The sequence below is a fragment of the Streptomyces sp. JNUCC 64 genome, assembly GCF_054484115.1.
The window spans coordinates 1,915,740-1,929,444 of the sequence record NZ_CM137015.1 but is presented as its reverse complement, the minus strand read 5'-3'; the positions used below and the strand labels follow the sequence as shown (position 1 = coordinate 1,929,444).

The 13,705-nt window shown below is 74.6% G+C and carries 9 protein-coding genes; 8 read left to right on the top strand and 1 reads right to left on the bottom strand.

Annotated elements, in window-relative coordinates:
* Positions 1 to 65: 65 nt before the first annotated feature.
* The 4 genes from ACVWNX_RS07475 (at position 66) to hflX (ending at position 6,867) form a co-directional block, all read left to right on the top strand.
* The gene (locus ACVWNX_RS07475; RefSeq protein ID WP_454414666.1) at positions 66 to 584 is read left to right on the top strand and encodes a hypothetical protein; all 519 of its coding nucleotides are present in this window, start codon (positions 66 to 68) and stop codon (positions 582 to 584) included.
* A gap of 647 nt (positions 585 to 1,231) precedes the next feature.
* Entirely contained in the window at positions 1,232 to 3,376 is a 2,145-nt protein-coding gene (locus ACVWNX_RS07470) for a RelA/SpoT family protein (protein WP_454413100.1), read from the top strand.
* A gap of 112 nt (positions 3,377 to 3,488) precedes the next feature.
* Entirely contained in the window at positions 3,489 to 5,093 is a 1,605-nt protein-coding gene (locus tag ACVWNX_RS07465; protein ID WP_454413099.1) for a M1 family metallopeptidase, read from the top strand.
* Between the two features lie 262 nt (positions 5,094 to 5,355).
* Complete coding sequence (hflX, locus tag ACVWNX_RS07460; RefSeq protein ID WP_454413098.1) at positions 5,356 to 6,867, top strand: GTPase HflX; 1,512 nt, start codon at positions 5,356 to 5,358, stop codon at positions 6,865 to 6,867.
* 130 nt (positions 6,868 to 6,997) lie between these two features.
* Here hflX and ACVWNX_RS07455 read toward each other — a convergent pair whose 3' ends face one another.
* On the bottom strand, positions 6,998 to 8,218 hold the full coding sequence (locus ACVWNX_RS07455) for a trypsin-like serine peptidase (RefSeq protein WP_454413097.1): 1,221 nt from the start codon (positions 8,216 to 8,218) through the stop codon (positions 6,998 to 7,000).
* A 319-nt stretch (positions 8,219 to 8,537) separates the two neighbouring features.
* Between ACVWNX_RS07455 and ACVWNX_RS07450 the strand changes: the two genes are divergently transcribed.
* From ACVWNX_RS07450 to ACVWNX_RS07435, 4 genes are all read left to right on the top strand, one after another.
* Positions 8,538 to 8,999, top strand: coding sequence for a DUF4259 domain-containing protein (locus ACVWNX_RS07450; RefSeq protein WP_454413096.1), 462 nt, complete (start codon positions 8,538 to 8,540; stop codon positions 8,997 to 8,999).
* Positions 9,000 to 9,296: 297 nt separating this feature from the next.
* On the top strand, positions 9,297 to 9,515 hold the full coding sequence (locus ACVWNX_RS07445; protein WP_454413095.1) for a hypothetical protein: 219 nt from the start codon (positions 9,297 to 9,299) through the stop codon (positions 9,513 to 9,515).
* A 421-nt stretch (positions 9,516 to 9,936) separates the two neighbouring features.
* Positions 9,937 to 11,298: a diaminobutyrate--2-oxoglutarate transaminase family protein gene (locus ACVWNX_RS07440; protein ID WP_454413094.1), complete on the top strand. Its 1,362-nt coding sequence runs from the start codon at positions 9,937 to 9,939 to the stop codon at positions 11,296 to 11,298.
* 442 nt (positions 11,299 to 11,740) lie between these two features.
* Complete coding sequence (locus ACVWNX_RS07435) at positions 11,741 to 13,651, top strand: IucA/IucC family protein (protein WP_454413093.1); 1,911 nt, start codon at positions 11,741 to 11,743, stop codon at positions 13,649 to 13,651.
* Positions 13,652 to 13,705: the final 54 nt, after the last annotated feature.

Sequence of the window (13,705 nt, the reverse complement as noted above, 5' to 3'; positions counted from 1 at the left end):
CCCGCGTCGTGCCATCATCAAGCGACGATCGGGTAGTGGAGTGCGGAGTGGGAGGGCGCGTGGCGATGGAGGCCGGCCCCCAACGTGACGCCGCGCCGGAGGAGCACCGGGACACCGTCCCCGGACCGCTCCGGCCGCCCCGCCTCCCCGCCCCGGCCACCGACGGACTCACCCCGGACGGCCCCGGCACCGAGGACGACGCCGTCACCGCCGACGGGCTCACCGCCGTGGGCGCGGACACCGGCGGCGAGGTCGAGGTGGACCTGCGCCCGCCGCGCCGACTGGGACTGTGGCACCTCGCCCCCATCGTGGGGCTCGGCACCCTCGGCTCCCTGATGTTCGCCTTCCCGCTGGCCTTCGAGTTCGGTGACGGGGGAGCCGTCGTCGCCATGCTCGGCCTGCTGATCTGCTCCTGCGCCGCGGGGTGGGGCATGATGGCCGCCCGCCGCGTCGGCCACACCTGGCCCGGGCTCTCCCCGCGCGGCCCCGACCGCCGCGCCGACTGGCGGATCGTGGCCCTGTACGCCGTCGTGGTCGTCGCGGTGACGGTGCTCGCGGTGTGGCGCGTGGCGCGACTGCGCTGACCCGGTCCGCCACGGCTCCCGATCACCGGGACGCCTGGGTGGTCACCCGCGCTTCGGACGGGCGGGACGCTCTCCGCCCGCTCCCCGTTTTCCGGCCGTCCGTCCGACACTTCGAGCACTCCGTCCCGTTGCCGGGTCGCGCGCCGTATCCACGCCAGTGCCCGCGAGCCCCGCGCCCTCACACGCGGCCCGTCCCGTCCCCCTGCGGGCGGACACCTCTCCCGCCAGGCTCACGCGCCCGCGTGCGTGCGTCCGCGCGCCTGGCGAGTGCGCCCCTCGCGCCGCCTCCGCTTCGATCCGCGACCCCCGGTGCCGCACCGGGCCCGGCCCGCAGGCGCCCACCTCCGCGTCCGGCCGGTTCCCACGGGGCCGTCAGTTCCCGAGCAGGAAGAAGGGCGTTCACCCGAACGGCGTACCCGACGGTCGATGGCCGGAACACGTCCCCGCGTTTCCGCAACCGCCAACCCGGGACGCCTCCCTCGAATGGGTGATCCGTTTCACGCTCGACGGGAGCGGGACATGGGCGCGTGATGGGCTCGGTAGCATCAAGCACCGGCCCGGACGGGAGACCACCCGCAGACCTCCCGCAGCGCGTACGCCTGGAGGCGACCGCTCCGCACCGCCGGTCGACGCTGCCGGAGGTGCCCATGAGCGCGGAGGCCACAAACCCTGCGACCCCGTTTTCCCTCACGCCCGGAGCGCACCGCAGGCGCGGCCGCCCCCGCCTCGACCTCCGACGACTGGGCCGGGCCGCCCTGTTGGGGCCCGGCACCCGGGGCGGACTCCCGGACGCCATCGGCCACGTCGCCGAGGCCCATCGCGCCCACCACCCGGACGCCGACCTCGAACCCCTGCGCCGCGCCTACCTCCTGGCCGAGTCCTCGCACCGCGGCCAGATGCGCAAGAGCGGCGAGCCCTACATCACCCACCCGCTGGCCGTGACGCTGATCCTCGCCGAACTCGGCGCCGAGATCACCACGTTGACCGCCTCGCTGCTCCACGACACCGTCGAGGACACCGAAGTGACCCTGGAACAGGTGCGCGAGGAGTTCGGCGACGAGGTCTGCTTCCTGGTGGACGGCGTCACCAAACTGGAGAAGGTCGACTACGGGGCCGCCGCCGAACCGGAGACCTTCCGCAAGATGCTCGTCGCCACCGGCAACGACGTCCGCGTGATGTCCATCAAACTCGCCGACCGGCTCCACAACATGCGCACCCTCGGGGTGATGCGCCCCGAGAAGCAGGAACGCATCGCCAAGGTCACCCGGGACGTCCTCATCCCGCTCGCGGAGCGCCTCGGCGTCCAGACCCTCAAGACCGAACTGGAGGACCTCGTCTTCGCGATCCTCCAGCCCGAGGAGTGCGCCCGGACCCGCTGTCTGGTCAGCGCCAACGCCGCCCGCCCGGACGACCCCCTCGCCGGGACCGCCGACGAGGTCCGCGCGGTCCTCAGGGAGGCGGGCATCCCGGCCGAGATCCAGATCCGGCCCCGCCATCTGTTCTCCGTCGACCGGGTCCGCCGCAAACGCGGTGAACTGCGCGGCGCCGACTTCGGACGCCTGCTGGTCCTCGTCGGCGAGGACGCCGACTGCTACGCGGTCCTCGGCGAACTGCACACCTGTTTCACCCCGGTCGTCTCGGAGTTCAAGGACTTCATCGCCGTACCGAAGTTCAACCTCTACCAGTCGCTGCACACCGCCGTGGCCCGGACCGACGGCGAGGTCGTCGAAGTCCTCGTCCGCACCCACCGGATGCACCGCACCGCGCAGGCCGGAGTGGTCGCCCTCGGCAGTCCCCACGCCACCGGGACCGACGAGCCGCCCGCCGCCCCCGGCGACCGGGCCGCCCCGGCGGACCCCCTGGACGACGGCGAACGCACCGACCCCACCCGCCCCGGCTGGCTCTCCCGCCTCCTGGAATGGCAGCGCTCCGCCCCCGACCCCGACACCTTCTGGTCCGCCCTGCGCGAGGACCTCGCCCAGGACCGCGAGATCACCGTCTTCCGCACCGACGGCCGCACCCTCGGCCTCCCCGCCGGGGCCACCTGCGTGGACGCCGCCTACGCCCAGTACGGCGAGGACGCCCGCGGCTGCGTCGGCGCCCGGGTCAACGGCCGGCTGGTCGCCCTCGGCACCGTCCTGCGCGACGGCGACACCGTGCAGCCCCTGATGAGCCAGGACCCGACCGCGGGCCCCTCCCCGGAGTGGCTCGACCACGCGGTGTCCCCCGGCGCCCGGATCGCCATCCAGCGCTGGCTCACCGACCACCCCGACAGCGCGGAGGCCCCCGGCCCCGCCCCCCGCGCCTCCCACACCGCGCCCTCCGCGCGCCCGGCGGGCGCGGGCGCCCTCGCGGACCTCCCGGGCGCCTCCGTACGGCTGGCGGGCTGTTGCACCCCCGTACCGCCCGACGCGATCACCGGGTTCGCCGTGCGCGGGGGAGCCGTCACCGTCCACCGGGTGGCCTGCCCCGCCGTGGCGCGGATGAAGGACGTCGGACGGCCCGAGATCGGGGTGCGCTGGGGCGACACCGCCGAGTACCGGGTCACCCTCGTCGCCGAGTCCTTCGGCCGCCGCCACCTCCTGGCCGACCTCACCGAGGCCATCGCCCAGGAGGGCGTCGCCATCGTCTCGGCGGTGGTCGAGCCCCCCGCCCGCCAACAGGTCCGTCACACCTACACCCTCCAACTGCCCGACGCGGCACGCCTGCCCGCGCTGATCAAGGCCATGCGCAACGTCCCCGGGGTCTTCGACGTCAGCCGTGCCCAGCAGCCGGCGGCGGCCGCCACCTGACACCACGGCGGGCGCCCCGTCCGGACCGGCGCGCCCGCCACCCCCGATCCGTTCGGGTGGGGGCGGCGCGCGCCACCACCGGCCGCCGGGCCCCCGCTGATAGCGGTAGCCCATGCCGCTGATCAACCGCACCGGGACTCCCCGGCCGTCCTTCCGGCCCCCGGCCCGCACCGCAGCACCCCGGACCGGGCGCGCGCTGCTCGCCGTCGCCACCGCCGTGTGCCTGGTCGCCGCGGGCGCGCCCGCGCCGGTCGCCCCCCTCGGCGTCGGCGACCGGCTCTTCCCGCACCTCGGCAACCCCGGCTACGACGTCCACTCCTACGAGGTGGACCTCGTCTACACCGCGCCGGAGGAACCCCTGACGGCCGTCACCCGGATCGACGCCCTCGCCACCGCCCGGCTGGAGCGGTTCCACCTGGACTTCGCGGACGGCGAGGTGCGCGGGGTCGAGGTCGGCGGCGTCCCCGCCCGGTTCACCACCACGGGCGAGGACCTCGTGGTCACCCCCGCCGCGCCCGTCCCCTTGGGCGGTCGCCTCGACGTCACCGTGCGCCACACCAGCGAACCGGCGCGCGGCGCCAAGGGCTGGATCCGCACCGCCGACGGACTGGTGACCGCCCCCCAGCCGGACGGCGCCCACCACGTCTTCCCGTGCAACGACCACCCCTCCGACAAGGCCGGGTTCACCTTCCGGGTGACGACCCCCGGCACGCTCACCGCCGTCACCAACGGCCTCCCCGCCGGGGTCCGGGAACAGCACGGCACCACCACCCGTACCTTCCGCACCGTCCACCCCATGGCCACCGAACTCGTCCAGGTCTCCATCGGCGACTCGTCCGTCGTGCACCGCGCCGGACCGCGCGGGCTGCCGCTGCGGGACGTGGTCCCCCGCCGGGACCGCGAGGCGCTGGAACCCTGGCTGCGCCGCACCCCCGACCACCTCGTCTGGATGGCGGGCAAGGCCGGGGACTACCCCTTCGAGACGTACGGGGTGCTGGCCGCCGATGCGGACACCGGGTTCGCGCTGGAGACCCAGACCCTGAGCCTGTTCGCACGCGGCCTCTTCCTGGACGGCCGCTACCCGGACTGGTACGTGGAGTCGATCATGGTCCATGAACTCGCCCACCAGTGGTTCGGGAACAGCGTCGGACCGCGCGTCTGGTCGGACCTCTGGCTCAACGAGGGACACGCCACCTGGTACGAGGCGCTCTGGGCCGACGAACACGGCCACCGGTCGCTCGACACCCGGATGCGCGACGCCTACCGCAGGTCCGACGGCTGGCGGGAGGCTTCGGGGCCGCCCGCCGCCCCGGAGCCGCCCGCCCCGGGCGGCAGCATCTTCCGGCCGATCGTCTACGACGGTGCCGCCCTGGTCCTGTACGCGCTGCGGCAGGAGATCGGACACCGCGCGTTCGAGCGGCTGGAACGCCTCTGGACGGCCACCCACCGTGACTCCACGGCCACCACCCGGGACTTCGCCGACCTGGCCTCCGCCGTCGCCGGACGGGACCTGAGCGGTTTCCTGGACGGCTGGCTGTACGGGCGGGTCACCCCGCCGATGCCCGGCCACCCCGAGTGGAGCGCCGCCGGGCCGACGGCGGAGCCGGTGTCCGGGTCCGTGTCCGGCCCGGCACCGGGTCCCACGGCCGGTCCGGAGACGGGGCGGGCGTCTGGCCGAGAGGCGGGGCGGACGTCCGGAGCCGGTGCCGCCCGATGATCCCCGGCCCTTCCCCGACGGTCCGGGAAGGGCCGGAGAACTGAGGAAAACCTCAGTGACGAGACGGCCCGTGCCGTGCGACCATCATCAGGTCGGCGGCACCGCGGACCGGGAGGAAACCCCCGGTCCGGAGCGTGGGGGCCCGGTGTCCGGGAATCTCCGGACCCTCCCACACGTTCCCCGAGTGACGGGCCCGTGTGCCCGCCGTCCGGCCGGGGTCCCCACCCCGACCCCGCACCGCCCTCATCGACGTAAGGATCCAATGACCTCCTCTTCTTCCCCTTCCCAGGACACGCAGAGTTTCCCGCTGAACAGCACCGAGGGTCTTCGGGCCGATGCCCTGATGGAAGAGGACGTCGCCTGGAGCCACGAGATCGACGGAGCACGGGACGGCGACCAGCTCGACCGCTCCGACCGCGCGGCCCTGCGGCGCGTCGCGGGCCTCTCCACCGAGCTGGAGGACGTCACCGAGGTCGAGTACCGGCAGCTCCGGCTGGAGCGGGTCGTCCTCGTCGGCGTCTGGACCTCCGGCACGGCCCGGGACGCGGACAACTCCCTCGCGGAGCTGGCCGCCCTGGCCGAGACGGCGGGCGCCCAGGTGCTGGACGGGGTGATCCAGCGCCGCGACAAGCCCGACGCGGCCACCTACATCGGCTCCGGCAAGGCCCGTGAGCTGCTGGACCTGGTGGTGGAGTCGGGCGCCGACACCGTCATCTGCGACGGCGAGCTCTCCCCGGGCCAGCTGATCCACCTGGAAGACGTCGTCAAGGTCAAGGTCATCGACCGTACGGCCCTGATCCTCGACATCTTCGCCCAGCACGCCAAGTCCCGTGAGGGCAAGGCGCAGGTCGCGCTCGCCCAGATGCAGTACATGCTGCCCAGGCTGCGCGGCTGGGGCCAGTCGCTGTCCCGTCAGATGGGCGGCGGCAAGGGCGGCGGCCTCGCCACCCGAGGCCCCGGTGAGACCAAGATCGAGACGGACCGCCGGCGGATCCGCGAGAAGATGGCGAAGATGCGCCGGGAGATCGCGGAGATGAAGACCGGCCGCGAGATCAAGCGCCAGGAACGCCGGCGCAACAAGGTCCCCTCGGTCGCCATCGCGGGCTATACCAACGCCGGGAAGTCCTCGCTGCTCAACCGGCTCACCGGCGCGGGCGTCCTGGTCGAGAACGCCCTGTTCGCCACCCTCGACCCGACCGTGCGCCGGGCCGAGACCCCGGGCGGCCGGGTCTACACCCTCGCCGACACCGTCGGCTTCGTCCGGCATCTGCCCCACCACCTGGTCGAGGCGTTCCGCTCCACCATGGAGGAGGTCGGCGACTCCGATCTCATCCTCCATGTCGTGGACGGTTCCCACCCGGCCCCGGAGGAGCAGCTCGCGGCGGTCCGCGAGGTCATCCGTGACGTGGGCGCCACCCAGGTGCCCGAGATCGTGGTGATCAACAAGGCCGACGCGGCGGACCCGCTGGTCCTCCAGCGGCTGCTGCGGGTGGAGAAGCGCTCCCTCGCGGTCTCCGCCCGTACCGGCGAGGGCATCGAGGAACTCCTCGCGCTGATCGACGCCGAACTGCCCCGGCCCGAGGTCGTGGTGAAGGCCCTGGTGCCGTACACCCACGGCAAGCTGGTCGCCCGCGCCCACGCCGAGGGCGAGGTGGACTCCGAGGAGCACACCCCGGAGGGCACCCTGCTCAAGGCCCGGGTCCACGAGGAACTGGCGGCCGAACTGGCGCCGTACGTCGCCGCGGCCGGTCCGGCGCGGGCCGTCACCGCCTGAGTCCACCCCAAGGACCTCAGGGCGGCGGTGGGCCCGACGGGCCGTACCGCTCCGGTCATCAGCGTGCCCCGTTCCCCTCCCCTCAGGAGGCGAACGGGGCACGCTGGCGTCCCGGGTCATCGCCCGGCGGCTACCGCCCGGCGAACTTCTTGCTCACCGCTTCGTAGATGCCCTTCGCCTCGGCCCCCAGATGGGGACCCGCCAGCCAGCCGGACGTCACCGGGCCGATCGAGGTGTTGGAGATCAGCGCGGGCTGACCGTCCGAGCCCTTGGCGACCCAGCCGCCCCCGGAGGAACCGCTGGTCATGGTGCAGCCGATCCGGTACATCGTCGGCGCGTCCGCCTCCAGGGAGAGCCGCCCCGGCTTGTCCGGGCACTGGAACATCCGCTGTCCGTCGAAGGGCTCCGCCGCCGGATAGCCCTTCGCCGTCACGGTCTCGATCTCCGCCATCGCCGGGGCGTCGAAGTCCACCGGCAGCGCCGCGCCCACCGTCTCCTCCAGCGACTTGCCGTCGCCGCCGCCCTCGGGCGTCACATGCAGCACGGCGAAGTCGTAGGGAGCGCCCGCGCCCCCGGTCGGGCCGCCCTGCTCGATCCACTGCGTCGAGGTCTGCGCCCAGTTGGACCACCACACACCGAGCGGGGCGACGTCCTCCCGGGACGCGTTCTCCAGCTCGGCCGCCGACTTGCCCTCGCCGTTGTAGGACGGCACGAACGCGATGTTCCGGAACCAGCCGCCCTTCTCGCCCGCGTGCACGCAGTGCCCCGCCGTCCACACCAGATTGGACTTGCCGGGGTTCGCCGGGTCCTTCACGACCGTCGCGGAACAGACCATCGAGCCGTCCGGACCGTCGAAGAACACCTTGCCCGCCTCGGCCGCGCCCGACTGGTACGGGGCGGCGACCGCCTGGGCCTCCACCTTCCGGGGCGTCGGGTCGGTCACGCCCTGGTCGTCGGAGATGTCGCTCTCCTCGACGCCCTGGTCGGGCTGCTCGGCGTCCCGCATCCGGTCCTCGTCCCACAGACCGTCGATGATGGGGTTGACGAAGTCCTGGGCCTCACGCAGCCAGGTGTCCTTGTCCCAGTTCTTCCACTCCCCGTCCCGCCACTTGTCCAGGTCGATCCCGTGGTCCTTGAGACGGTTCTTGATGTCGTCGGGGATCTGGATCTTGCCGTCGTCGGCCGGGGTCGTCTGCGCCGTCCGCTCGCCACCCGCGGTGTCGTCCCCGTTGCCGCACGCCGTGGTCGTGAGGGCGAGGGCCGCGCCGAGCGCGACCGCGGCCGTCACCGGGCGTCTGCGGCGCGCGCTCCCTCCCCGGCGCGCGGTGAAGAGCGGGCGTATGGATCGCATGGTGTGACTCCCCTGGTTCGGGATGACGGGCAACTGCGGTCGGCGGAACGGCCCCGGTGCCGCACCCCGTCCAACGGACGGGACCGGCGGGGCCGTTCGGGCGGGGCGCCGAGAACACGGCGCCACCCGGCCCTTCCGGCCGAACGGCTTCCCCACACTATGCCGACCCCGTACGGGAGGACCCACGGAACGGCAACGGTTCGGATACAGCCGTCTGACCTGGCCTGCGGCCGGTGCTCCGGCCGGGGAGGCGCGCGGCGGGGCCCGTTGTCAGTGGTCGGTGCGAGGATCATCCACACACCGACACGAGGAGCGCACCATGGGGACTTGGGACATCGGCCCCTTCGAGAACGACGCGGCCGCGGACTTCGGTTCCGACGTGGACGCGACGGCCCGCGACGAACGCGAGGCCCTGCTGCGGGCGAAACTCGTCCGCGTCGCCCGCACCCCGGTCTCGGAGTTCCTCGACAGCTGGTACGGGGAGGTGGCCGTCGCGGCCGCCGCCCTCATAGCGGCGGGGTGCCCGGGCGGTGAACCGGTGCGCACGAGCTACGGCCCCGAGGAGGCCCTCCCGGTCTTCGCGGACGACCTCCGCCCGCTCGCCGTCGAAGCGCTCGACCGGGTGCTGGCCGGGGAGTCGGAACTCGCCGAACTCTGGGACGAGACGTCCAGCGGCCCCCAGTGGCGGGAGGGCGTGAGCCGTCTCCGCCTCGTCCTCGCACCCGAGGCACGCGACGCACCGGAGCCGGGAGCCCGGGAGGCGGCACCGTCCGGCCGCTGAGCGGACGTCCCGGTGTCCCGGGGCGCGGAGGTCCACGGCGGGAACCCTCCTGGTGAACGCCCACGGGCCCGCCCCGAGCGAGCGGTGACGGACGTCCCCGCTCGCCGCGCGCGGCCATGGACGGGGCCGACGGCCCGCCCGCTTGCGGAGTGCCCGGCCCCGCGCTTGGGTGGAAGGAAACCGCCGCCGTACCGGAGGACCGCCCCGCCGACGCCGCCGTCCGGCGCCGGGACGGATCCCTCCCGAGGCGGGCCCGCCGGGCCCGGGTCGCGGCGCGGACGCGTGAGGAGGCCGGACATGGCACATCACCACAAGTCCAACCGGGACGTGGAGGGCGACCCGTACTCCGGCCACGGCAGGGGGCTGCCCCGCCGACCGGACCAGGACGAACTCGCCGAGCGCACGGCACACGAACGACGGGTGACGGGTCTGCGGGGCGGTTCCCGGGGCGCACCGGGAACCCGGAACCGCACACCGGAGGACGACGGATCCCGCGACGGCCTCCAGAACGGCTGACCGGCCCGCTCCCCGCTCCGGTCCCCGGCCCGACGGACGTCCCGGCACCCGTGCCGGGGAGCGGCCTCCCGCCCCCCGGACCCGGCCGCCCGGAGCCGCTTGCCGCAGGGACCGGCCCGCCGTCCGGGACCGCTTCTCCTGAGGTGGGCCCGTCGCCAGGAACCACCCCCTCCCGCGCACCAGGGAGCCGACCCACTGTCCGGGCCCGACCCACTGCCCGGGCCCGGGACGCCGTCCCGCCGGGGAACACCGGCGACACGGGGAACGCGGGGAACACGGCGGCAAGGATCTTCGGATTGCCCCGTGATCCCCGGCACCTCCCGTCGTTGGTACGTACGGGGGACGCCGACCGCCGTGTCCCCGGGCCGCCCCGCCCCAGCGAACGGGCGTCGGCCCCGACCTCGCGGGAGGAACGACAGTCGTGGCCGTGACCGAGCCGGCGCCCTCGGCGGTGACCATCGCGCACGAGGGAATCCTGCACCGCCAGTCCACCCGGGAGTCGGCGGCGCGCACCTACGCCCGTGCCCTGCCGATCGTGCCCGTGCGCGCCCGGGGGCTCACCATCGAGGGCGCCGACGGACGCCGCTACCTCGACTGTCTCTCCGGAGCCGGCACCCTCGCCCTCGGCCACAACCACCCCGTCGTCCTGGAGGCCATCAGAGGCGTCCTCGACTCCGGCGCGCCCCTGCACGTCCTCGACCTCGCCACCCCCGTCAAGGACGCCTTCACCACCGAACTGTTCCGCACCCTGCCCCCCGCGCTGGCCGCCCGCTCCCGGGTCCAGTTCTGCGGACCGGCCGGAACCGACGCCGTCGAGGCCGCCCTCAAGCTCGCCCGCACCGCCACCGGACGCGAGGGCCTCCTCGCCTTCACCGGCGCGTACCACGGCATGACGGCGGGGGCGCTGGACATCTCCGGGGGAGCGCGGGAGGTCCGGGTCACCAGACTGCCGTACCCCCAGGACTACCGCTGCCCCTTCGGCGCCGGGGGCCCGCGCGGCGCCGAACTCTCCGCGCGCTGGACCGAGTCGCTCCTCGACGACCCCAAGTCCGGGGTGCCGCACCCGGCCGCCATGATCCTCGAACCCGTCCAGGGCGAGGGCGGCGTCATCCCCGCCCCCGACGACTGGCTGCGCCGGATGCGGATCCTCACCGAGGACCGGGACATCCCGCTGATCGTCGACGAGGTCCAGACCGGCGTCGGACGCACCGGTGCCTTCTGGGCCGTGGAACACAGCGGAGTCGTCCCCGACATCATGGTCATGTCCAAGGCGATCGGCGGGAGCCTGCCGCTCGCCGTCATCGTCTACCGCGACGACCTCGACGTCTGGCGGCCGGGCGCCCACGCCGGGACCTTCCGGGGCAACCAACTGGCCATGGCCGCGGGAACGGCCACCCTTGCCTACGTCCGGGAGAACGGCCTCGCCGAGCGCGCGGACGTGCTCGGCGCCCGGATGCTCGGCCAGCTCCGGGCGCTGGCCGCCGAGTGTCCCTGGGTCGGGGACGTACGGGGGCGCGGGCTGATGATCGGGGTGGAACTCGTCGACCCCACGGCCGAGGTGCTCACCGCCCCCGGACCGCCGCCCGCCGCCCCCGCCCTCGCCGCGGCCGTCCAGCGCGCCTGTCTCCAGCGCGGGCTCATCGTCGAACTCGGCGGCCGGGACTCCAGCGTGCTGCGGCTGCTGCCCCCGCTCACCCTCACCGACGAACAGGCGTCCGCCGTCCTCGACCGGCTGACCGACGCCGTCCTCACCACGGTCCGCGCCCACCACCCCACCCAGTGAGGTCCCGCCCCCGGGACCCCCGTGCCCGGGAGCGCCCCGTCCCCTGACGGCCCGCCCCTTCGGGACGCGGCCTCCCGGAGCACGGACCCGCGCACCCGGTCTCCCCGAGTCACGCCCGGCACCGGCCTCCCACCGGACACCGGGCCATCCACCACCCGGACCGCGCCCCTCCGTGGGCCCGGCCCCGGGCAGCGGTCCGGCTCCCCGTCGCGACCGGTTCCGGCCCGGCCGGAAACCGGACCCCGCCAGCACCCGGCCCCGCCGGGAACCGGAGCGATCCGCACAGCACGAACAGCACGACCCCCGCACAGCACGAACAGCACGGCCATCCGCGCGGCCGAGCGACACGAGTCGCGGCAGCGACCGGAACAGCGAGCGACAAGAACGACGAACGACCCGGCCCGTCACCCCACGGGCCGGACAACCCCCCAAGGAAGCCCTGTTGAACGCCACCCCCGCACCCGACCGCCGTCCCCACCCCCCGACGCGGGGCCTGTGCGCCGCGCAGCCCCCGCTGGAGACGGAGCCCGGTACGGTCCCCCGGCAGAAGGGAGGAAGCCGCGACGCCGAACGACTGCGCGGTGCCACCGCCGATCTGCTCGACCACCCCGATCCGCGCACCGCCGCCCAGGCCGCCGCCGTGGAGAACCTCCTCCGCTGCTGGGTCCGGGAGAACGACCTCCCCGCCCCCGAACGGGGCACCCTGCGCCTGGTGCTGCGCGCCAGCGCCCTCACCCTGCTGGTCCCCGTGCAGTACTGGTCCGTCACCGGCTGGCACCGCTTCGGCCCGCCCTACGTCGAGGGCGCCCCGGAGTCCGCGCCCCCGCTGGACGCGGTCACCCTGGCCGCCCTGCTCGGCCGGGAGGGCGGCGCCCAGGACGACGGGGGCGACCTCGTCGGACGGGTCGCCGACTCGGTCCGCCGCACCACCACGTTCCTCACCGACCGGCGGCGCCACCCCGAGGACGGCCCCGACCCCTTCCTCTCCGGTGAACAGGCCCTGCTCCTCGGCCACCCCCTGCACCCCACCCCCAAGAGCCGCGAGGGCCTCTCGGACGCCGAGTCCGACCGCTACTCGCCCGAGTCGCGCGGCTCCTTCCCGCTCCACTGGCTCGCCGTGGCCCCCTCCCTGCTCGCCCAGGACTCGGCGTGGACGGAACACGGCGGGACGGTGTCCGCCGCCGGACTCACCGCCCGTCTCGCCGCCGGGCCCCTGCCCCTCCCCGACGGCTACGCCGCGCTGCCCCTGCACCCCTGGCAGACCCATGAGCTGGCGCTTAGGCCCGACACCCGTGAACTCCTCGACGCGGGGCTGCTGCGTCCGCTCGGTGCCCACGGCCCCCACTGGTACCCCACCTCCTCCGTGCGGACCCTCTACCGGCCCGGCGCGCCCGCCATGCTCAAGCTCTCCCTCGGACTGCGGATCACCAACTCCCGCCGGGAGAACCTCCGCAAGGAACTGCACCGCGGGGTCGAGGTGCACCGGCTGCTGGGCCGGGGCCTCGCGGACGAGTGGCGGGCCGTCCACCCCGGCTTCGACATCGTCCGCGACCCGGCCTGGCTGGCCGTCACCGCAGCCGACGGGCGGCACGTCCCCGGCCTCGACGTGATGATCCGTCACAACCCCTTCACCGACGGGGCCGACGCCGTGTGCGTGGCGGGCCTCGTCTCCCCCCGGCCCGCCGCCGGGCGTCGTCCCGCCGGGCACGGCTCCCCGGCCGCCACCACCCCCATGCGCTCCCGGCTCAGCGAGATCGTCACCCGCCTCGCCGGACGCACCGGACGCGCGCGCGGGGCGATCGCCGCCGAGTGGTTCCTGCGCTACCTCCACCAGGTGGTGCGCCCGGTGCTCTGGCTCGACGGCGAGGCGGGCGTCGCGCTGGAGGCCCACCAGCAGAACACCGTGCTGCTCCTCGACCGGGACGGCTGGCCTGTCGGCGGCCGCTACCGGGACAACCAGGGCTACTACTTCCGGGAGTCCCACCGCGCGGCCCTGGAACGGCGGCTGCCCGGCATCGGCGAGCACAGCGACACCTTCGTCTCCGACGAGGTCACCGACGAACGCTTCGCCTACTACCTCGCCATCAACAACGTCCTCGGCCTGATCGGCGCCTTCGGCTCGCAGCGCCTCGCCGACGAACGCCTCCTGCTCACCGTCCTGAAGGGCTTCCTCACCGAGGCCGCCACCGGACCCGGACGGCTGCGCTCCGCCCTGCCCGCGCAATTGCTCGACACCCCCGTCCTGCGCTGCAAGGGCAACCTCCTGACCCGGCTGCGCGGCCTGGACGAACTCGTCGGCCCCGTCGACACCCAGTCCGTCTACGTCACCATCGCCAACCCCCTCCACTCCTGAGGAACCCGCGCGCCGGCCCTCCCCAGCGGGGGTCGGCGCGCCGCGCACCCCGAG